This is a genomic window from Qipengyuania sp. (assembly GCF_043423005.1).
Classification (GTDB): Bacteria; Pseudomonadota; Alphaproteobacteria; order Sphingomonadales; family Sphingomonadaceae; genus Qipengyuania.
In genome coordinates, this window is the sequence record NZ_JBHWMI010000051.1 from 23,345 (window position 1) to 44,319 (window position 20,975).

The following is a 20,975-nucleotide window of genomic DNA, read 5'->3' on the forward strand; positions in this document are numbered from 1 at the left end:
CTTCCCTTTTATCCGGCCCCCCGCTATGGGCGCGCGACACCAATCGACCAACAGCACGGAACAGCGATACGGATGGCCAAAGAAGAACTCCTCGAAATGCGCGGCAAGGTGGTCGAGCTGCTACCGAACGCGATGTTCCGGGTGGAGCTCGAGAATGGTCACGAAGTGCTGGGGCACACGGCCGGCAAGATGCGCAAGAACCGCATCCGCGTGCTGGTCGGTGACGAGGTGCTGTGCGAACTGACGCCCTACGATCTGACCAAGGCGCGCATCACCTACCGCTTCATGCCCGGCCGCGGCGGCCCCGGCCCGCAATAAGCGCCGGTGGGCCCGCCCACACTCATCCTCGCGTCCGCCAGTCCCCGCCGCCGCGAACTGCTCGCGCGGCTCGGCGTCGTGCCTGCTGACGTGCTGTCCGCCGATATCGATGAGACCCCGCACAAGGACGAATTGCCGCGCCCCTATGCCGTGCGGATGGCGCGCGAAAAGGCCGAAGCCGCCGCCAATGCGGGGTCCTATGTCCTCGCCGGCGATACGGTCGTCGCGGTCGGTCGGCGCATCCTGCCCAAGGCCGAGGACGAGGCGACTGCGCGGCGCTGCCTCGAGCTGATGTCGGGTCGGCGGCATCATGTGCTTTCTACGATTGCACTGCGCGCGCCGGACGGCACCATTCGCGAGCGGCTTTCCGACACGATGGTTCAGGTCAAGCGCCTTACCGGGCAGGAGATGGACGCCTATATTGCCAGCGGCGAATGGCGCGGCAAGGCCGGCGGCTACGCCATCCAAGGCGCTTTCGAAGGGCTGGTGAAGCGGCTCGACGGGAGCCATTCCGGGGTGATGGGCCTGCCGCTCTACGAAACTCGCGCGCTGCTCGTTTCGGCGGGGTTCGCGCTTGGCTGAGTGGCTGGTCGAGGAGGGGATCGGCGAACATCGCGCGATCCGCCCCGGCCCTCATGGCATCGCGGCGGCACTGCTTCACTGGCCCGGCGGCCTCGCCACGGGCCAGGTCGAGGATGCGAAGCTTGTCAGCAAGCCAGCCGGATCGCGGCGCGGGGTCGTGCTGTTCGCCAATGGCGAGAGGGCGCAGGTCGATCGACTGCCCGCCAATGCAAGCGAGGGTGCGGCCATCCGCGTCGAGGTCACGCGGCCGAAAATTTGGGAAGCCGGCAGGCTTAAGCTGGCGCAGACCCGCCCGAGCGATGCGCCCTTGCGCCCTGGCCCCTCGCTGGCGGAACAGCTCGCCCTTGCCGGAGAGACTGCGCAGGTGGTGCGGCGCTTCGACAACGCACTCGGCTGGGATGAATTGTGGGCGGAGGCGGTTGAGCAATCTGTCGAATTTGCCGGCGGCTCGCTCAAGCTCTATCCCACCCCGGCCATGCTGCTGATCGACGTTGACGGCGAGCCCGGGGCGCGGCCAGATAAAGTGGCACTGGAAGCGGTGCCGGCCCTCGCGAGAACAATCAGGCGCTTCGGCCTTGGGGGCAATATCGGCGTCGACTTTCCCACCGTGCCGGACAGGTCGCTGCGCCGCGCGATCGACACGCGGCTCAACGGGGCGCTGGCAGACTGGCCGCACGAGCGCACGGCGATGAACGGCTTCGGGTTCGTCCAGCTGGTAGCCCGGATGAAGCGGCCTTCGCTGCTCAACCTTCTGCAGTCGGACCGCGCCGGGGCCTATGCCCGCTGGCTGCTGCGCAAGGCCGAGGCGCTGGATGGTCCGGGCGTTTCCGTAATCACAGCACCGCATAACATTGCCGCAGCTATCGCGCCCGAATGGCTTGCCGAGCTGGTCAGGCGCACCGGGCGGTGCGCCCGGGTGGAGGTTGACGAAAGCGCCCTGGCTTACGATCTCAGTCATGTGCAAGTGCTTTCCTCATGACGACGTCCCGCCCCTGCCCCATCTGTCGCAAGCCGCGCAGTCCGGACTTTGCGCCGTTCTGCTCAAGTCGCTGCCGTGATCGAGATCTCTCGCAATGGTTCGGCGAAGGATATGCGGTGCCCGGCCGCCCGGCGCCGCCGGAAGAGATCGCTGCCGAACTGACCGGGGCAGACAGGGACGACTGAAATAGTGCCTTGCCAAGCGGCAAGGGCTTCGCCATAGGCGCCTCCTCATTGCCGGTCCGGCCATTCGATGGCCCGTTCCGATGCAGTGCGCCTGGGTAGCTCAGTGGTAGAGCAGACGACTGAAAATCGTCGTGTCGGTGGTTCGACTCCGCCCCCGGGCACCATCCCCCTCGTGAACGTCCCGAACGACAGCAACCTGTAGATGGTTTGCTCGGTCAACCTGTCGCAACCAGCCGACCAGTCAGCGCCGGAAACCTTGTCTTAAGAACTTCTACGTACGGTTCGCTATCCGCGTCCGATTCATCGTGCGGCGGGGTTTGCGGAGGTCCGGGTGGGTAAGCTGTTTAACCGATTGGTCCGGGACGAAGGCGGTAATGTGCTCATGTTATCGGCCGCGGCACTGATACCGCTGCTGATCCTGGTGGGCGGCGCGGTGGATATGAGCGCGGCCTACATGGCCCGCACGAAGCTGCAAAATGCGTGCGATTCCGCAGTTCTCGCCGGCCGGCAGTCGATGCTCGGCATGACCTTCAATCTGGGAAATCGCGCCGAGGCCCAGAAGTTCTTCGACTTCAATTACGAGGCCGGCGCCTCGTTGTCGCGCGATATCGTGTTCGAGATCGAGCAGAACCCGACCGATACACAGGAACTGCTCGGCAACGCGTCGGCGAATGTCGAAACCACCCTGATGCACATCTTCGGTTTCGATACCATTCCGATCTCGGTCGAGTGCAATGCCCGGCGCGATCAGGCCAACAACGATATCGTGCTGGTGCTGGACGTTACCGGATCGATGCTAAGTCCGCCATCGGGAGGCGGACGGACGAAGATCGCATCGCTGCGCACGGGGGCGGCGGGCTTGTACCGCGCGCTGGGCAACGATCCCAACTCGCAAACCCGTTATGGCATCGTGCCCTATTCGCACACGGTGAATGTGGCGCGTTCGCTGCGGAACAACGATATCCTGCGCTTGCAGCAGTACGTTCACCGGGTACGCGATTCCGATGGGGTCTGGCGCGCCGAGAAGACGGTGCACATCAACCAGTCGAGCTGGAATTCCAACGGCACGAACGAGGAAGCCAACAAGACCTCGTTCCGGACCAGCGGCAATGGCTGCATCGAGGAGCGTCCGAGCATTGGCGAGGCGGCTTCGCCGGTCCGCCTGCGACGGACTGTCATTCGCGACGACATCGATCGCATGGCTACAAGCTCTACCGACACCGTCCGCCAATACGGTCGCTACGATCCACCGGCTCATACCAACACCGGCAACACCACGAGCAACGGCGTCCGGTTCTATCAGATTGGCGGAACCTGGGTTCAGACGGGATGCCCATCGGAGGCGGTAAAGCTGCGCACCTATGCCAGCGAAGCCGCGTTCAACACCGCCATCAATAACGCCACCGCGCGAGTAACTGGCGGCACCTATCACGATATCGGGATGCTGTGGGGCGCGCGGTTCATTTCCCGAACCGGCTATTTCTCCGCTGACAATCCCACCCATGTTGGCGACATCCCGATCAACCAGCACATCGTCTTCATGACCGACGGCGACCTGGACACCGGCGACACACTGTATTCCGCATTCGGGATCAACAGCTTCCAGAACCGCATGACCGGCAGCGGCACCACCAATGCCAAGCACACGGCGCGGTTCCTCGCGATCTGCGACGTGGTGCGGTCGATGGGCGTCACCGTCTGGGTCATCGCCCTCGACGAGGACAATACCGCTGATATCGAACCCTGCGCCACCAGCAGCGACCATTTTTACACGAGCGATGGCGATGACCTCGAGGAAGTCTTCGAGCAGATCGGCCAGGGCATCGGCAATCTGAGGCTGACACGATGAGCGCCCGCACCTCACTCCTGCGCGATACCGCCGGTGCCACCATCACCGAATTCGCGCTGATCCTCGTTCCGCTCTGCACGATGCTGTTCGGCGGCATGGACCTTGCCCATCGGATGTGGATCAAGACCCAGATGCAGGGCGCCCTGTCGGACAGTGCGCGGCGGGCGGGAGTCGAAGATCCGATCTTCTCCGCCGCCGGGGCCACATTGCAGGAGCGAATCAAGAACACGGTTCGCGAGCAGGTCGATCCGCTCGCGCCGGGTGCGACCTACGATCTGAAGATCGAAAACTTCTTTGACTTCAGCGGTATCGGCAATCCCGAGAAACTTGTCCGCGATGTCGACAAGGACGGCACCTATGACCGGTCCCACAACGATTGCTTCGAAGATCTTAACGACAACGGCAAATACGATCTCGATACCGGTCGAACCGGAGTGGGCGGCGCGAACGATGTCGCCTTCTACGAAATGACCCTCACCATGCCGCGCCTGATTCCGATCCACGTCTTCGTGCCGATCGGTGACAAGATCACGATCAAGGCCGCTGCGGCCATGCGCAACCAGCCCTTCGGTGACCAAGCCACTCCACCCGTACGGTGCGGTGTATGATGATGCACAACTGCAAACTCGTCCGCCGCCTGATCCGCGATCAACACGGCGTTGCCTTCATCGAATTCGCCTTTGCAGCGCCGCTGTTGCTCACACTGATGCTTGGCGGGGTCGAACTGACGAACTTTCTGCTGGCCCATATGCGCGTCAATCAAATCGCGGTGACCGTGGCTGATAATGCCGGGCGTATTCCTGTCGCCGTGGACGAGGCGAACATCTATGAGGTGTTCGCCGGTGCCCGGGTCCTGGGCCAGGATATCACGTTCGAGGATCATGGCCGGGTGGTGCTGTCCTCGCTCCAGAACAATGGGCGGACTGGCACCACCGCGGGGCAGATGATCCATTGGCAGCGGTGCTGGGGAAAGCTTGCGATCGCCCCGTCCTACGGGATTCAGGGCAAGGGCCGCACCGACAACACGCTGAGAGATGGAATGGGTCCGACCGGTCACAAGATCAGGGCTGCGGCAGAAACCGCGGTGATGTTCGTCGAGGTGACGTACGAATACCAGCCACTGATAGGTCGGGGCTGGCTCGACGTCGGCCGCATTCGCCACGAAAGTGCCTTCAACGTGCGCAGCCGCGTCAATCAGGATATCGCCAACGGGTCCGGCCTGGCCGTCCATACGTGCGCGTGAGTTAGTACCTCGCCGCGATAGGCGACTTTCTCCCCCCGCTCCACTCATGGCGTGACGAGCTGCGCCACTGCGTCCCTGCTTTCGGCGATTGTCATGAGGTCGCGCGGGCGGGTCAGCCGAAAGACCGGCGTATCTCTCACGATTTGGGCCGCCAGATTCGCCTGCTGCCCCCAAGCCTGAAGCGCATCGAGCATGCCGGGGCGGTAAAGGGTTCCGCGGAACGCCGCAGCCAGCGCGTCGGACCCTGAAAGCCGTTCGAGCATCAGGTCCCGGCCGGTTTCCAGCACCACCACCGCTGCGAGGGGAACCGGCGAACCCCCGGCCGCTGTCCGGGGCACGGCACAGCGATACTTGTCTTCCCTCAGCCAATCGCGGGCGATCGCCCGATTCTGCCATCCGAGATGGGCAATGGCCTCGCGCCACAACCTTACCCCGTCGCTGGACGGATAGACCCGGGCGCCGCCAGCCCCTGCCTCCACTCGGGACAGGTCATCGGCGACCAGCACCCAGCCCGACTCTGCGAGGGCGGCGGCAAGGGTGCTCTTACCCTCCCCGGGGGCACCGCACAGCAACAGGGCCCGCCCGCCCCGGGCAACCACGCTGCCATGCCAGACCGCAAATCCGCGCTGGTAACCCAAGGCTGCCCAGGCGCTGCCCAGCGTGAACAGCCTGACTCCCCGCCAATCGGCATCGGGGAAAGGCTGTACCTTAATGATCCGACCCTCCGAAATGCGCCATCGCGCTATCCCGTCGATGGCGAACTCCAGGCTATTGCTTACCCGTTCGACCTCGCCATCAGGCCTTGCCGCCCCGCCTGCCATAGCCCCGACGCTGATCGCAACATCGGGCGCGCCAATCGGCAAACCGGCGAAGCATTGCCATTCGGGCAATTCGAAGGCGCTTGCGATCGTCAGCCCCGAATGGTCGTAATGAAAGGGCGGCGGGGCAGGCACTTCGCGCCCGTAGATCGTCAGAGAGGACGGGCCCAGAATTGCATGGTGTGATCGACCATCTCGCCGCCATGCTCCTCCCAGGCCATCGTCATCGTTGCCCCGTCAATCGGGGCATAGCCGCGCCGGCGCCAGAACCCTTCGGGCGCGACATATGCGCCCGGCCGCGCCGCGTGAAGGTCATCGTCCTTCCGGGCGATCGCACAAAAGACCGTGTGGGTCGTGCCAGCCTGGCGCGCGAGCCGCTCCCGCTCGTCGAAGAAGCGATGGCCGATGCCCTGTCCGCGGTACTCCGGCAGGAGCACGCTCTCGCCGAAACAGAACAAGGCATCGGGACGATAGCCTGCCTTTTCCACCGTATCGCAGAACCCGTCACCCTGCTGACGCATGGGCGAAGCGGTGGCCGCGCCGACGAGCCGGTCGGCTGCAAAGGCACCGATCACCACCGCTCCCTCAGCGTTCGCCAGACGAGCGAGATAGTTGCGTTCGTAGCGAATGTCGCCGGCATAGAGGTAGGGATAGTCCTCGAACACAGCGATGCGCAGGAATGCGAGCGCATCGAGCTGCGCCCGCATCTCCCCACCGCGCAATGGCCTTATTTCTACCCCCATGCGGTTTACCTAGCGGCACCCGCAGGCAAGAGCAATTGCCTAGCCCGGCGCTAGTCTGTATGCGCCAGAGCAACGCCCCGGGCTCTGCGGATCCGTCGATCCCGGTTGCCGGGGCGCCACCGTTTTTGCCCCATGCTTCCGAAGGAACGATGCCGATGGCCCGCCGCCGCCAGATTTACGAAGGGAAGGCCAAGATCCTTTACGAAGGGCCGGAGCCGGGCACGATCATCCAGTATTTCAAGGACGATGCCACCGCCTTCAACGCCCAGAAGAAAGGCACCATCAACGGCAAGGGCGTCATCAACAATCGGATCAGCGAATACGTCTTCACCCGCCTGTCGCACATCGGCATCCCCACTCACTTCATCCGGCGCCTGAACATGCGCGAACAGCTGGTGCGGCAGGTGGAGATCATTCCACTGGAGGTTGTGGTGCGCAATGTCGCCGCAGGCTCCCTCAGCCAGCGCCTCGGCATCGAAGAGGGTGAGTTGCTGCCGCACACCCTGATCGAATATTGCTACAAGGATGACAGCCTTGGCGATCCCAAGGTTTCCGAAGAGGAAATCGCCTGCTTCAACTGGTGCAGCCACGAAGAGATGCAGGATATGTCGAGCATGGCGATCCGCATCAACGATTTCCTCTGCGGAATGTTCAGCGCGATCAATATCCGCCTGATCGACTTCAAGCTCGAATTCGGTCGCATCTGGGATCAGGACTACAGCCGGGTGATCCTGGCGGACGAGATCAGCCCCGATGGCTGCCGCCTGTGGGACATCAACACCGGCGAAAAGCTCGACAAGGATCGCTTCCGCCGCGATCTTGGCGGAGAGAGCGAAGCCTATCAGGAGGTCGCCCGGCGGCTTGGGCTGTTGCAGAACGAGGACAGCGGCCCCGGCGAGGTGCTCGACATGAGCGCGCATCGCGGGCGGCTGCGGGCGTCGATCAAGCCGCCGAAGAAATAGCAAGGCGCCGCGGGACGAGATACCGCAAGCTCAGTCCGCTGGCCTCGATGACTCTTCCCGCGGCGGGCATCGGATCGCCATCGACTTGCATGGGGGTGACGCTGTGATCAAACACGATGCGCCGGCAGGTACGAATTTCCGCAAGCCCCCGCTGTTGCAGCGACAATCCCATCATCGCCGCACCTGACAGGCGCATCATCCGCGAGCGGGTAGATCGGTCGAGCGTGATCAGCTCCACCGTATCCGTGTGCAGGGCCGCATCAGGGCTCAGCCGGAAGGGGCCGGCGTACAGCGCGGCGTGCGAGACGATCACCGCCTCGGCCTCGCATTCGAACGGCGTCCCGTCGGACAATTGGCCTTCGATGCCGATGCTTTCGCGCGGCCAGTCGCGCATCTGCCGCAGGAACGCGGCGACATAGGCATAGCGTCCCATCCGCCGTTTGAGAGCGCCCGAAACCTTCGCCACTGCATGACTGTCGGGCCCGATCGAAAGGCAGGACACCATCGGCACCCTGCCCACCCGGAACAGGGGCGAGGTCAGTATGCCGTGCGCTCCCCGCCGCCAGCTTGCGGCAAGGTCGCGCGCGAACGTTGCCGGTGCGGGCGAAAAGCCCAGTTCGCGCGCGACGAGATTGATCGTCCCCGAAGGCGCGACGGCCAGCGCCACATCCCCCGCCCGCTCGCCCAGCGCCCCAACCACATCGCGGACCGTGCCATCGCCGCCGTGAATGACGACGATATCCGCAGCGCCTGAAAAGCGAACTCCTTCGGCAGTCGTGGCAAGGACCGTCACGGCAAAGCCTTCGTCCTTCAGGGCCAGCGCGATGGCGTCCAGCCTGCGTTGGCGGAAGCTGCCGGATACGGGGTTGAAGATCAGGTCGATGCGAGCCACGCCCTTTCCTCTAGGCGGGACGGCGGCGGGCGGCTACCGCACAGGTGATGTGGGTCGGACGGCAATCGGGATGGCGCGCGCGGCGGATATCGCTCGTCGCTCTGCTGCTTGTGCTGGTTGCCTCACCCGCTTCGGCGCAAGAGGGGGCGGCCCCCGCCGCGCAGACCGATTGGGGCGTCGCGATCCACGACATCGCGCCCGATCCTGCGGTGCGCCAAGGGCTGCTCGCCAACGGCCTGCGCTATGCCATCCTGCCCAATGATCGCCCGCCTGGCGCGGTCAGCATTCGCCTCGCGATCGATGCCGGCTGGATCGATGAACGCGACAGCGAACTGGGGCTGGCCCACTTCGTCGAGCATATGGCGTTCAACGGCTCGGCCCGGGTTCCCGAAGGAGAAATGGTCAAGCTGCTCGAACGCGAGGGGTTGGCGTTCGGGGCGGATACGAATGCATCCACGGGGTTCGAGCAGACGATCTACCGGCTCGACCTGCCGGGCAGCGATCCGGCGCTGATCGACACGGCGCTCATGCTGATGCGCGAAACCGCTTCCGAGCTGACGCTCGCGCCCGAGGCGATCGAACGGGAACGCGGTGTTCTTGCCGCAGAGGCCCGGACGCGCGAGACCTACGCCGCCCGGCGCACCCGCCACCAGCTCGAGTTCCTGGCGCCGGGCACGGTATTCGCCCGTCAGTTCCGTAATCCCGCGGTGCGCGCCAATGTGGCGCAGGCCGCCGCCAGCGATCTTGCCGGGTTCTATCGCCGCCTCTACCGGCCGGACAATGCCCTCCTCGTCGTCGTCGGCGAAGTGGACCCGGACCGCATCGAAGAACGCATCGCCAGCCATTTCGGCGACTGGCAGGCGCCGGGCGAAGGAATGTCGCGGACCCAGAACGGCCGCATCGATGTATCGCGCCGCGGCGAGGCCGCGAATTTCGTCGATCCCGACAGCGAATATATCGTGCGTATGGGCCGGTTCGCGCCTTACTCGCAGCCTGTCGATACGATCGCGGATACCCGCCGGCGGATGCTGGTTTCGCTTGGCACCTCCATGCTCACCCGCAGGTTGGAGCGGATCGCCACGGACCCCGGCGCCCCGATCCTTGGTGGGAACGCCAGCCTGTCCGACTTTTTCGAGTTGGCAGACTTTGCCAGCCTCACCCTGCAGGCGCGGGACGGCGAATGGGCCGGTGCGATCACTACGGCGGAGCAGGAATGGCGCCGGGCCATCCTCCATGGCTTCACCAATGCCGAGCTTGCCGAACAGCTTGCGAATTTCGGGCTTACCTATCGAACGTCGGCCGAACAGGCGGCGGCCCGGCGCAACGAGGGGCTGGCATCGACCCTGCTCGCCGCGGCGAAGAACGAGCGGCTCGTGGTGACGCCGGCGACACGCCTGGCGATGTTCGAGCAGATCAAACCCGACCTGACGCTCGAAGCAGTGAATTACGCCTTCCGAGAGGTCTTCGGCAACGACGGCGATCCTCTGATCCAAGTCAGCACGCCAACCGCCATCGCGGGCGGGCCGGAAGCCATCCTCGCCGCGTTCCGGGCATCGCGGAGGCAGCTTGTCGAGCCTCCCGCAAGTGCGCCCCCTCGGGCCTTCGCCTACGACGATTTTGGCCAGCCGGGCCTGCTGGCCGAAGATCTCACGATCGAGGGCTTCGGCTATCGCCAATTGCGTTTCGCCAACAATGTGCGCCTCAACCTCAAAAGGACCGATTTCGAGCCCGGGCGGGTGCGCTATACGGTGCGTATCGGTTCGGGCATGCTGGCGATCCCGGACGATCGGATGGCCGCATCCACGTTGATGTCGAACGCGATGGCGCAAGGAGGACTTGGCCGGCACAGCTTCGACGAGCTGCGGGCCATCATGGCGGGCCGCAACGTCGATTACGGAATCGGCGTCGGCAATGATCGCTTCGGTGTGTCGGGATCGACCACAAGGGCCGACCTGCCGCTGCAACTGGCCGTCAGCAGCGCCTATCTGACCGATCCCGGCTATCGGCCGGAGGCCCTGGCACGGTTTCGCGCCTTTCTCCCGTCGTTCTTCGCCCGGGCCGATGCCAGCCCCCAGGCGGCCTCGTCCTTCGCGGTTCCGGCGCTGTTGACGGATAACAATCCGCGGTTCGGCACCCCGCCCCGCCCGCTGCTCGAAACGGTGACGATGGACGATCTGCAAGCGGTCGTCGCGCGCGAATTTGCCGTGGCGCCGATCGAAATCGCGGTGGTCGGCGACATTGATGAGGCCGAGGTCATCGCCGCCGTCGCGCGCACCTTTGGCGCGCTGCCTGCGCGCAAGCTCGTTCTCGGCCTGCATTCCGGTGCCCGGCAGGCTGCCTTCACCGGGCAACGCGGCGAGATCGTGCTGACCCACGCCGGACAGCCCGATCAGGCGCTCGTCCACCTTTACTGGCCGCTGACCGACGATGACGATGCGCAGGAGGAGGCGAGCGTGCGCCTGCTTGCCGAGGTCATGGGTCTCGTCATGGCGGAGGAAATTCGCGAGCAACTCGGCGCCAGCTATTCGCCATCCGCTTCGGCGGCGATGTCCGATACCTTCAAGGGGTTCGGGACTTTCGCCGCGTCGGCCCTGGTCGCGCCGGACGATGCCGATGCAGTGCTCGGCGCGATACGGGCCATCGCCAACCGCCTGGCAACGACCCCAGTCGATGACGACGTGCTGGAGCGGGCCCGGCGGCCGATGATCGAACGGCTGGCGATGAGCCGCAAGGACAACGGCTACTGGCTCGGCCTGCTGAGCGAGGCGCAGCTGCGCGCCGACCGGCTGGATCGCTATCGCACCTATGAGGCGCGGCTCCGTGCCGTCACCCCCGAAGCCTTGCGGATCGTCGCGGCGCGCTATCTCGTCCCCGGCAACGCGCTGGCCATCCGCATCGTGCATGAAAGCCTTGCGTCCGGTCCCGCCAAATAGCCGCGCCCGGCTTGCCTGAAGGCGCGCCACGCGGCATATGCGCCCCGCGCCCGGACGGCGGGCAGGAAGGCTGACATAGATGAAGGTTCGCGTTCTGGTTTCGCTCAAGCCCGGGGTGCTCGACCCGCAGGGCCGCGCGGTGCATCATGCGCTCGAGGGTCTGGGATTTGCAGGCGTCGAAAGTGTGCGGGTTGGCCGGGCCATCGAGCTGGACGTCGCCGACACCACCAGCGACGCTGCGCTGACCGAGATGTGCGACCGGCTTCTCGCCAATACCGTGATCGAGAATTATCGCATCGAAAGGCTCGACTGATGGCGTTCCGCGCCGCGGTTATCACCTTTCCGGGCTCGAATTGCGATCGCGACATGGCGGTTGCCCTCGAACTGGCGAGCGGCGAACCGGCGCTGCGGGTATGGCACGGCGATGCCGTGCTGCCTGACCGGCTCGACTTCATCGCCCTGCCCGGTGGTTTCTCCTACGGTGATTATCTGCGTTCGGGCGCGATGGCGGCCAGCAGTCCGATCATGCGCGACGTGATCCGCGCGGCCGATCGCGGCGTGCCGGTGCTGGGCGTATGCAACGGCTTTCAGGTGCTGACCGAGGCGCGGATGCTGCCCGGTGCCTTGCTGCGCAACGAAGGTCAGAGGTTCATCTGCCGCGAGGTCGATCTGACGGTCGAAAACGCCAGCTCGCTCTTTACCGCGGCCTATGCAGGCGGCAGCAGGATCCGCATTCCGGTGGCCCATCATGACGGCAATTACTTCGCCGATGACGAAACGCTCGATCGCCTGGAGGGCGAAGGGCGCGTTGCCTTCCGCTATGCCTGCGCTGCCAACGGCTCGCGGCGGGATATCGCGGGCATCTTGAACGGCGCCGGCAATGTCCTCGGCATGATGCCGCATCCGGAACGCGCAGTCGACGCGGCGCACGGCGGAACTGACGGCCTGGCGCTGTTCAAAAGCGCCTTGACCGCATTGGCGACGGCCTAGCCGGCGATCTGCCGCCAGGCGTTCTGCTGCGCGAAAATGCGGCGGACGTCTTCCGCGGGCATCGGGCGGCCGAAGTGGAAGCCCTGGATCTTGGTGCAGCCAAGCCGCCGGATGAGGGCCGCTTCCTCTTCGTTCTCGACTCCCTCGGCGGTGGTCGTCATATCGAGGCTGTCGGCCATGGCGACCACGGCGCGGATGATGGCCAGGCTTTCCGGACTGTCCTGCGCCGCGCCCTGAACGAAGGTGCGGTCGACCTTGATCGTGGTGAACTTCAGCTTGCGCAGATAGCCGAGCGACGAATAGCCCGTCCCGAAATCGTCGAGCGCCACCGAACAGCCAAGCGCGATGCACTGTTCAAGTGCCCTTCGCGCGACGCTCGCATCGCGCAGGAAGATGCTTTCGGTGACCTCGATTTCGAGCCGCCGCGGGTCGAGCCCGCTATGCGACAGGGCGCGCACCACGGTCGCGGCGAAATCGGGCTCGAGAAGCTGTTCAGGCGAAACATTGATGTTGACCTTGACCGGTGCCGGCCAATGCGCGGCGGCCTCGCGGCAGGCTTCCTGCATGACCCAGGTTCCGATCGGAACGATCAGCCGCGTATCCTCGGCCAAAGGAATGAACTTGCCCGGACTTACGAAACCGTGCTCGGCACTGTTCCAGCGCACCAGCGCCTCGAAACTGACCACGGTCTCGTGCGTCGCGTCCACCACCGGCTGATAGTGGAGGATCAGTTCGTTGCGATCGAGCGCGCTGCGCAGGGAAAATTCGAGCTGGCGCTTCTCTTCGGCATTCGCATGAAGAGCGGGCAGGTATTCGCGATAGAGATCGCCGCCATCGTCCTTCGCCCGGTACAGCGCGAGGTCCGCATTGCGCAGCAGTTCCTCCACCGTCGTCCCGTCCCTCGGCCCGATGGCCGAGCCGACGCTGGCGCCGACATAAAGCACGTGGTGGTCGATCTTGTAGGGGGCCGAAAGCGCCGCAATGATCGTCTTTGCCAGCGTCTCGATCTGCCGGCGGTCCGCGATATCGCGAATGACGATGGCAAATTCGTCCCCGCCGAGCCGGCCGCAGGTCTCGCCCTCCCCGACCAGGGCCTTCAACCTGCCGGCGACTTCATGCAGCAGACGATCGCCGGTCGGATGGCCGAGCGAATCGTTGACGGCCTTGAAGCGGTCGAGGTCGATCATCAGCAGGGCGCAGCGGGTACGCCATTGACGGGAGTAGGCCAGCGCCTCGCCCAGTGCCTCGTTCAGCATCAGCCGGTTGGGCAGCTGGGTCAGCGCGTCGTAGCGCGCCAGGAAAGCGATCTTTTCGTTGCTTTCGCGCTGCTTGGTGACGTCGGAACCTACGCCCCTGTACCCCAAAAAGCTCCCGTCCTCCCCCAGCATCGGCGTGCCCGAAAGCTCCCACCAGCGCCGCTCTCCGGCAACGAAGCCTTCGACAATGAGGTCGGAAAAGCTTTCGCGCAGCTTCAGCCGTTCAGCCAGATCGTGCAGGCTCATAGGGAATTCCCCGCTTTTCCAGCCATCGCCGGAGATCACCTGCAACAGCGAGTGCCCCTCCAGTTCCGCCGGATCCTTGCCCAGTGCGAAGGCGAAGCGCGGACTGACCGCCAGCAGGCGGCGCCGGGTATCGGTCTGCCATAGCCAGTCGGCCTTGCCTTCCTCGAACTCGCGCAGAAGCAGCGAGACGGTCTCGCTCTTTTCCTGAATGCCCCGTTGCGCCAGCCGGGCGAGGATACCCCCGCGCGCGTTATGAAGCGAGCCGAGCGTCGCCGAAGCCGCGGTCGTGATGATCGCGATGGCGAGTGGGACCTGCAAGGTCGCAACCGCGGCAATCACGCTGCCCGCGCACATCGCCACGCTGAAGGAAATCGCATTGAGAGGAACGGAATAGGTCCCGGTGACATTGGCGAGGATCAGCATCGCGCCCACGGCCCATACCTGCGCGGCAAGGTGAGGGTCCGGCTGGCTGGCAGCGATGGCCACCGCCACCGCCCAGATCGCACCCTTTATCGCATGGGCCGTGGCATGGCGCTTCATCTCGCAAGAGGAGACATGACGCCCGTCGGCGTCGGACAGCTGCACGTCGAGACGGCGGGCGATTGCCACGCCCATCCCCAGCGACACGCCCCAAGCCGTCAGCACGGCGAGGCTCACCGTGCCGGTGCACAGGATAAGCACCATCAGGAACCCGAGAACGTGCAGCCCGACTCGCAGGAACGAGCGGCTGCGCGGGAACACATAGCGGGCACCATGCAGCCCGGCCCAGTCCGTACCGTCGATCGGTGTCAGTCCCAGAACCTGTTTGACCGACAATGATGAAACCATCGTCGCGTAGTTTGGAACCGGTTCGCTCATGCCCAGCGGGGTAGAGGGGAAAGGTTATTCCGGTGTAAACGCAGACCCCGCTTCAGGGAGAAAAATGCAAACCAATTCAATAGTTAACGAACTGCGCTGGTAAAATCTAATTCGGTCCTGACATCTATGGCATTGGAATTCCGTGTCTCGCGTTAATTAGGTTCTGACACCGAATCCTAACAATCCCGATTTTGCGGGAATAAGGTTCTGACACTCAAACACCTCGATCTATCTGTCCGCTGTCGAGACCCGTCCTGATCACCCGCTAAGGCGGGTCTCTCTGCCTCCGCTCGCAATGCTCTGACCTCCTCAATTGTTCGCTTGCCAACCAGATGCAGCAATGCACTGTCGGAAAGTGTCTGATCGCTTCTCAATGCCTCAGTCAGAGCGTAGCGGATAACGCGGAGATGGAAACTGTCCAGACTTTCGGCTCGGTCGGTCAGCAGTGAACGAAACCGTCCACCCAGATCGATGCGCCAAGCATGAGCAATCGCTGGCGAGCGACGAAAGATTTCTGTCGGGAGCGCTCGAACAGGGGGCTGCTCAAGAAGTATCTGGTCGATTGCTGTGGAAACCAGCTTCTCAAGCTCTTTTTCCGTCAGGCTCTCCATCCTCCTCCGCCTCTCCACCGCACTGAGGTCGACATGAATGCCAGTCCAATCCCGCGTCTGGCTGGGAAAGGAGAAACTGCTCCTCTTGAGCTGGAGATAGGACCGCAGAACCGCATAGGTGAACGTCACCCGCGATGGCGGCGCATCTCTGGTTGTATGCATCCGGATCCATCCTAGCCGGCCTGCGGTATCGATGGCCTTGTTCAACCACGGCCATAACCGGATGAGGTCCGGACTATCTCGTCGGAATTCGTCTGCCAGACGAATGTTCTCAATGTCATCGTCCGCAGGACCTCTGCGATATCCCGTTTCGAGAACCATGGTCCGAAGCGATTGCTCGAATTCGGGGCGAGCTTCTCCCTGCCAATTCAACAGGTCATGACCCACGGAGGCGAGATGGAGAAATCTTTCGAGGGAAGGTTCACCCATCTCTGGTAGCAGGGGCGGTCCCTGGACCTGGGGTTCCGAAACGAGTTCGTATCGCTGGACGCCGGACGATGTGGCCACCGAGGAGGCCCGCAGCGGAATGCGATGTTCGACGCACACCAGACTGGTTGGGAGCTGATGCCGCCTCTGCCAGTATCGGACACCGAAGTTCGCCTCGTGGGCGCGATCGCAGGCAGGACAGTGGCGGAGGAATTCGGGACGCGGGACTTGCGATATCCGACCGAACAGCTTGTTATGCACTTTACGGTCGGAGAGCATCGCGCGCATCAGTTCCTCCCGCTGTTCGCTCTCCAGAAGTGCAACGAAGAAGGGATAGAGGGTGTGCTCGCGGACCAGTTGCGCCGGATCCGAGCCCCCAATGGCTCGGGCAAGGCTTACGACCCCTATGGGAAGATCGTAAGCGAAACGAATCTTACGTCGCCCAAAAAGCGTTTCGTTCGTCGTGTAGGTGTCTGTACGTGAGAGGAACGAGAAGCGCGCGACCGCCGAAAGCAGCAACTCGTCCGGGAGTATCGGTGGAAAGAACGATGATGTATTCTGCGAGGGCAGGCTCACATCGCTCATCGCATCATTTCTATCGGTCAGAAGTTCACCAGTGATTGACACTCGGCTTTAGCCTAGCCCGGTCGCGGTTTCATGCCGCCGGCTCGGGGGCGCTGGTGAATTGGCATATTCCAGGTCGGAGAAACGGCCGCGGTCACGGCTCGGCCCATTGGTCTAGTTTCTTGGACGTTCTGGGGTGAATTCAGGTTCAGGCTGCAACGTCCTTCTCATCCCGCTCGCTCTCGTCGTCCTGATCGAGATCGGCGAGATCTTTCTCCATCGCCGCAATCGCGTGTCCGTTCGCAACCTGCGCGTATTCGAGCATCGAGCGCGTGCCCATGACAGACCATTCGGAATTCAGACCCTGCTTCTCGATCTCGTGCAGCAGCAGACGCTCGTCGTCATTGATGGTCTTCTCATCCGGCATCGAGCCGATAAGATAACCGTGGACGGTCACCCGTCGGTTCAGTTCGGTCCGGCAGTAGGTCTCAACCTTGGCCATGTAACCCTTCAACTGGACGAGATGCTCGTGCTTCAGCGGTAGGCTGGTCGACTTGAGTTCCACCACGATGATCCGGTGGGGCTGGCCGGTATCGCTCATCACGAAGACGAGGTCCGGTCGTTTGGGATCGTCGAGCGCCGCCTGCGTGTCGACACCGAGATGCTCGGCGAGCATGGTCGACACGTTCGTCAACCGCTCGTCGCTGGTCAGGTAGCGATTGAACTCCGGGCGAATGAGCCACGGCTCCTCCTTCAGGAGCTGGTGCAGTTCCTTCTCGATCCCCTTCTTCTTCCAAAATTCGTGCTCGCCCTTGCGAACCAGCGCGAGCAGCGCATTGATGGCGTCGCGGCGACCCCGGTAGATCTTGAGCGCGTCGCTCTTCTCGATATCCGCCAGTTCGATGAGATTAAGCGCCACCTGCCGGATCGTCTCCACGTTGGTCTTGAGATGGCTGAGGCGGATCAGCACCTCGCCGGTGTTCATCGTCTGGACGATCAGCGGCGCGAGTTCCTCGAACTCGCGTGAGTCAGCTCCGTGCTCGATCGCGAGCCGACGCAGCAACCGGCGTGCCGATGCCTTTGCGGGTCCTTCCAGCGTGCTGGTCATCTGCATGGCGAAACGGGCCTTCGGCGCCTTAGTGATCTCCTCGTCGACCACCTCCTCCTTCCACTTCGCATGGGCGGCCAGGGCGCGTCGCATCCGCTCCTCCACGAACTCCAGCAGTGCGGCGACGATCTCGTTGTCCTCGCGCAGCTGGCTGCGATTGGTGTTGATGAGGTCTATGCCATGCCGGTCGAGTTCGTCGGCCTGGACGATGCATTCCATGTAGCTCTGGCTGTGGAAGTTGTGCATGCCGGTGGGGAGCCCGAAGAGCGAGGGGCCGGCCGCGAGCCGCTTGTTGCAGTAGATCCGTGCGCCGCGCTGGCTGGTGGGCAGGTTCTGTCTGCGGAAGCCCACCATGTAGCGGACGGGCATGGTGGCGAGTTCGCCGATCTGGACCTCGTCGTCCGCCAGATCGTCTTCCGACGCGCCTTCCGGGTAAACGAAAACGAAATCGGGATTGGGTTGCTCTATCAGCGTTTCGTTGATGTGGATCGCCATCTCGTCGGCCCGTATGCCGAAGAACGCACTGCGTATCTGCTTGGCGATGGTGTCGAAGGCATAGCGCACGGCATCCGACTTCAAGCCGTAGAGCGTGACGGTGGTTCCCCTCTGCTCAGTCGGACGTCCTTCGATGTATTTGGCAGGGATGCGGACCTCGCCGATATCTTCGGCTTCGCGGATCACCGCGTCGTCGAGCGTGAAGATGGTCGCGAAGTCCTGACCTTCCCTCTTGGTTTCAATCACGACCTTCGTCGCTGCGCCGAAGCCCGCGAGCTTGCCGAGGCCCTTCCGCCCCATGACGTGTCGCTTGCCGCTCTCCGAGGTGAGCACCGTCTCTTCGCCATGCGCGTCCTCCCGGCGCTTCCGATTGACGGGCAGGAAGCGCTCTTCGATCTGCTCAGGTGACATGCCGTGCCCATCGTCGCTGATCGTGATCTTCAGATCTTCAGGCAGTGGCGTGAGCAGGACGGTGAACGGGTCACGGTCTCCAGTCTTGACCTGCGCCTTGGCGATCTCGCGCGCCTTCGATCGCGCTTCCTCGATCGCGTCGAAGGGGATCGAGATGTCTACGCGGGTCGCTTCGGCGTCATGGGCGTTGGCGACGAATTCGACCAAGCATTTGCCGATCGTGGCATACATGTTGATGCCAAGCGCCTCGAGCATTCCGCCTTGGATCTTGAGCGGAAATTCGGCGGGTCGGCCTTGGTGGCGAATCGACTTCGGGCTGTTCATCCCTCGACTATGCCCGTTTCGCCCCGGCTTACCACCTTCCCGCCTAAACTCCTCCAATTCAGAGTGGCTGCTGATTGCCTGCGGTCTCTGTCTGCCCTGACAGGGTGCGAGTTCGAGGAAGCCGACCGGAATTGAAGTATTCTGCCATAGCTGCGCGGTCCCAAGCAAATATCCTTAGGCGGTGGCGCGGATCTTCTGCGTCAGCAGGGTACGGATTGAACCCGCGACTGCTCCCGCCAACGGAATCGGAACCCCGTTCCCTATCTGGCGCGCGACCGGATAGTTTCGTCCGACGAATTGCCAGTCATCAGGCACACCCTGTAGCCGCGCCCCTTCCCGCAAGGAGATGACCCGGTTCGCCATCGGATGGATATAGCGGCCCTTCGACGGGTTCTGGAATGCGCAGCGGAGGGTGTTCGCCGGCTTGTCGGCATCGATTCGGCCCCAGACGTCTGTCGCTTGGCAGCCAACTGACTTCCATGACGGGGGGCATAGGTCTGGCGCACTTCGCATGAGGTCACGCTTGTCACCACCGCTCGGAATCCGGCTCATCCGGGCTGCGGCTAGATCGCTGGGGAGCGGCCATCGATGCATTGGGTCGTCCGGATCGATGGGGCGCGAGAGAGCCGTCTTGGCGCTGATGGTCCCGAGGGTGGGCTCGGGTCCTTCGGGTATCCCAACGCGACTGGCGATCGTGAACGAGCGCTTCCTGTATTGCGGGGTCCCATAGTCTGCCGCATCGAGTTCCCACGCGACCACGAAGTAATCCAATTCCTCGAGAGCGCCCTTTATTCGCGCCCATGCCGTAGACCTGAGGAACGGTGGGACGTTCTCGATGACCACGACATTGGGAGGATTGGTGGCGGCCAGTCGGACGACCTCGAAGGCGAGTGCATTACGCGCATCAAGGGGGTCGCGCCGACCGAGCGTGGAGAAACCCTGACACGGCGGGCCCGCGATGAGCACCTCGCAGTCTGGCAGCCTCTCAAGGTCAGCAACAGATCCGTAACGCCCGACCGGCGCGACGTTGCGCTCGTAGCTGGCGATGGCGTCCTTGCACAGGTCGATCGCGAGGACCGGCCGGAAGCCCTGCTGCACGAAACCGCCGCTGAAAAGGCCCGCGCCCGAAAAGAGATCAACAAAACGCATATTGCATATGTGTTATGCGTTATGCGATTAAGCGAATCAAGATGGAAGAGAATGAGGCAGTCGAAATTCTCAACCGCGTTCGCGCGCGACTGGCCGACCGCGCCCTTCCCCGTCAGGAGGTCATTGCCGAAGCGATCGAGGTAGATCAGCCGTTCATCTCGAGAGCGAAACGGGGATCGTTGAAGCGCGTCACTCCGAGGGTGCGCCGACTTGATGCGTATCTGTCACGTCACGCGGCTTTGTGTGCGAACGCGGGGGAAAGAGCAGAGGCTGGAGACCGCGATGGCGTACCCCGGCGCAGGCGATCGGCTCTAAAGGGAGTGAAGCCCAAAAGGGAGGTCAGGGATACGAAGCTCGCGAAAAGGAGCTGCGAGGCATATCTGGCGGATGGCTATAACGCCCGTGTTCTGATCAATCAGATAGACCTTTTGCGACGGGCCCAATCCAAGTCGCGTTGAAGCGAACCTTCTGCGAGCTTTGCGCGAACGCCCTGATCGCTTCGGAGCCGCAGCGACTATCGTGTCGTATTCTTCGAAAACGTAGGTCAATGTCTCTGCCGGCGCCGATCGCCCCTATCGTGGTCGTCGATGAGACAGGCTTTCTACGATCCGGCAGTCCCTGATTAGATCCCCCTCGCAGGATCGCATCAAATCTCGAAGCTCCTTATGCAAGGATGTGAGATCGGCGATCTTCTCCTCCACCTCTTGCATTTGTTGCCTCACGAGGCGGTCGACGTCCGTGCACGGCTTCTCCTCGTGCTCCGAAAGAGCGAGCAATCGGCGAACGTGCGCCATGCTGAAGCCCAGTCCTCTCGCCCTGCGCACGAAAGTCAGTGTCGCCAGATGGCTGTCGGAATAATCGCGATAATTGCTGTCCGTGCGGTCCGCGGCCGGTAATATCCCTTCACGCTCGTAGTAGCGGATGGTTTCCGCCTTCGTGCCTGTGGCTCTCGCCAGCTCTCCGATACGCATCGCTTGACCTTGTAGTTGCTACAAGGTGCATATGTAGCTGCGACTCGAACGTTGCAAGGAGA

The 20,975-nt window shown here is 63.3% G+C and carries 19 protein-coding genes and 1 tRNA gene; 12 read left to right on the plus strand and 8 right to left on the minus strand.

Annotated features, from left to right (window positions below; translation table 11 throughout):
* Positions 1 to 72: 72 nt before the first annotated feature.
* The 8 genes from infA (at position 73) to ACHFFA_RS08535 (ending at position 5,156) form a co-directional block, all read left to right on the plus strand.
* The gene (gene infA / locus ACHFFA_RS08500; protein ID WP_047806247.1) at positions 73 to 318 is read left to right on the plus strand and encodes a translation initiation factor IF-1; all 246 of its coding nucleotides are present in this window, start codon (positions 73 to 75) and stop codon (positions 316 to 318) included.
* 6 nt (positions 319 to 324) lie between these two features.
* Positions 325 to 900 carry a Maf family protein gene (locus ACHFFA_RS08505; protein WP_394270420.1) on the plus strand — a complete coding sequence of 192 codons (576 nt, stop codon included), beginning with the start codon at positions 325 to 327 and terminating at the stop codon, positions 898 to 900.
* Positions 893 to 1,879 (plus strand): ribonuclease, encoded by a 987-nt coding sequence (locus ACHFFA_RS08510; RefSeq protein WP_394270421.1) that lies wholly within the window; start codon positions 893 to 895, stop codon positions 1,877 to 1,879. The genes ACHFFA_RS08505 and ACHFFA_RS08510 overlap by 8 nt, the downstream gene beginning before the upstream one ends.
* A complete protein-coding gene (locus ACHFFA_RS08515; RefSeq protein WP_394270422.1) occupies positions 1,876 to 2,064 on the plus strand; it encodes a DNA gyrase inhibitor YacG in 189 nt (62 codons plus the stop codon). The genes ACHFFA_RS08510 and ACHFFA_RS08515 overlap by 4 nt, the downstream gene beginning before the upstream one ends.
* Positions 2,065 to 2,153: 89 nt before the next feature.
* Positions 2,154 to 2,228, plus strand: a tRNA-Phe gene (locus ACHFFA_RS08520).
* A 218-nt stretch (positions 2,229 to 2,446) separates the two neighbouring features.
* A complete protein-coding gene (locus tag ACHFFA_RS08525) occupies positions 2,447 to 3,913 on the plus strand; it encodes a Tad domain-containing protein (RefSeq protein ID WP_394270441.1) in 1,467 nt (488 codons plus the stop codon).
* The gene (locus ACHFFA_RS08530) at positions 3,910 to 4,521 is read left to right on the plus strand and encodes a TadE/TadG family type IV pilus assembly protein (protein ID WP_394270423.1); all 612 of its coding nucleotides are present in this window, start codon (positions 3,910 to 3,912) and stop codon (positions 4,519 to 4,521) included. The genes ACHFFA_RS08525 and ACHFFA_RS08530 overlap by 4 nt, the downstream gene beginning before the upstream one ends.
* Complete coding sequence (locus ACHFFA_RS08535) at positions 4,518 to 5,156, plus strand: TadE/TadG family type IV pilus assembly protein (protein ID WP_394270424.1); 639 nt, start codon at positions 4,518 to 4,520, stop codon at positions 5,154 to 5,156. Before ACHFFA_RS08530 ends, ACHFFA_RS08535 begins: the two co-directional genes overlap by 4 nt.
* A gap of 44 nt (positions 5,157 to 5,200) precedes the next feature.
* On the opposite strand, the gene ACHFFA_RS08540 is transcribed toward ACHFFA_RS08535, so the two are convergent.
* The gene (locus ACHFFA_RS08540; protein WP_394270425.1) at positions 5,201 to 6,109 is read right to left on the minus strand and encodes a hypothetical protein; all 909 of its coding nucleotides are present in this window, start codon (positions 6,107 to 6,109) and stop codon (positions 5,201 to 5,203) included.
* A 17-nt stretch (positions 6,110 to 6,126) separates the two neighbouring features.
* Positions 6,127 to 6,717 (minus strand): GNAT family N-acetyltransferase, encoded by a 591-nt coding sequence (locus tag ACHFFA_RS08545; protein ID WP_394270426.1) that lies wholly within the window; start codon positions 6,715 to 6,717, stop codon positions 6,127 to 6,129.
* A gap of 155 nt (positions 6,718 to 6,872) precedes the next feature.
* Here ACHFFA_RS08545 and purC point away from each other — a divergent pair, with 155 nt between their 5' ends.
* Complete coding sequence (gene purC / locus ACHFFA_RS08550) at positions 6,873 to 7,679, plus strand: phosphoribosylaminoimidazolesuccinocarboxamide synthase (RefSeq protein WP_394270427.1); 807 nt, start codon at positions 6,873 to 6,875, stop codon at positions 7,677 to 7,679.
* Here purC and ACHFFA_RS08555 read toward each other — a convergent pair.
* Complete coding sequence (locus tag ACHFFA_RS08555; protein WP_394270428.1) at positions 7,660 to 8,571, minus strand: diacylglycerol/lipid kinase family protein; 912 nt, start codon at positions 8,569 to 8,571, stop codon at positions 7,660 to 7,662. The genes purC and ACHFFA_RS08555 overlap by 20 nt on opposite strands.
* A gap of 47 nt (positions 8,572 to 8,618) precedes the next feature.
* On the opposite strand from ACHFFA_RS08555, the gene ACHFFA_RS08560 reads away from it, so the two are divergent.
* The 3 genes from ACHFFA_RS08560 (at position 8,619) to purQ (ending at position 12,494) form a co-directional block, all read left to right on the plus strand.
* The gene (locus ACHFFA_RS08560) at positions 8,619 to 11,504 is read left to right on the plus strand and encodes a M16 family metallopeptidase (RefSeq protein WP_394270442.1); all 2,886 of its coding nucleotides are present in this window, start codon (positions 8,619 to 8,621) and stop codon (positions 11,502 to 11,504) included.
* Between the two features lie 79 nt (positions 11,505 to 11,583).
* Positions 11,584 to 11,817 carry a phosphoribosylformylglycinamidine synthase subunit PurS gene (purS, locus tag ACHFFA_RS08565; RefSeq protein ID WP_394270429.1) on the plus strand — a complete coding sequence of 78 codons (234 nt, stop codon included), beginning with the start codon at positions 11,584 to 11,586 and terminating at the stop codon, positions 11,815 to 11,817.
* Positions 11,817 to 12,494 carry a phosphoribosylformylglycinamidine synthase subunit PurQ gene (purQ, locus tag ACHFFA_RS08570; RefSeq protein ID WP_394270430.1) on the plus strand — a complete coding sequence of 226 codons (678 nt, stop codon included), beginning with the start codon at positions 11,817 to 11,819 and terminating at the stop codon, positions 12,492 to 12,494. The genes purS and purQ overlap by 1 nt, the downstream gene beginning before the upstream one ends.
* Here purQ and ACHFFA_RS08575 read toward each other — a convergent pair.
* The 5 genes from ACHFFA_RS08575 to ACHFFA_RS08595 form a co-directional block, all read right to left on the minus strand.
* Positions 12,491 to 14,854, minus strand: a complete 2,364-nt coding sequence (locus tag ACHFFA_RS08575; protein WP_394270431.1) for a putative bifunctional diguanylate cyclase/phosphodiesterase — start codon at positions 14,852 to 14,854, stop codon at positions 12,491 to 12,493. The two genes, purQ and ACHFFA_RS08575, sit on opposite strands and share 4 nt — an antisense overlap.
* Positions 14,855 to 15,030: 176 nt before the next feature.
* Complete coding sequence (locus ACHFFA_RS08580; protein ID WP_394270432.1) at positions 15,031 to 16,476, minus strand: TniQ family protein; 1,446 nt, start codon at positions 16,474 to 16,476, stop codon at positions 15,031 to 15,033.
* Positions 16,477 to 16,663: 187 nt separating this feature from the next.
* On the minus strand, positions 16,664 to 18,961 hold the full coding sequence (locus tag ACHFFA_RS08585) for an ATP-binding protein (protein WP_394270433.1): 2,298 nt from the start codon (positions 18,959 to 18,961) through the stop codon (positions 16,664 to 16,666).
* Positions 18,962 to 18,967: 6 nt separating this feature from the next.
* Entirely contained in the window at positions 18,968 to 19,942 is a 975-nt protein-coding gene (locus ACHFFA_RS08590) for a DNA cytosine methyltransferase (RefSeq protein WP_394270434.1), read from the minus strand.
* A gap of 572 nt (positions 19,943 to 20,514) precedes the next feature.
* Positions 20,515 to 20,913, minus strand: a complete 399-nt coding sequence (locus tag ACHFFA_RS08595; RefSeq protein WP_394270435.1) for a helix-turn-helix domain-containing protein — start codon at positions 20,911 to 20,913, stop codon at positions 20,515 to 20,517.
* Positions 20,914 to 20,975 lie beyond the last annotated feature (62 nt).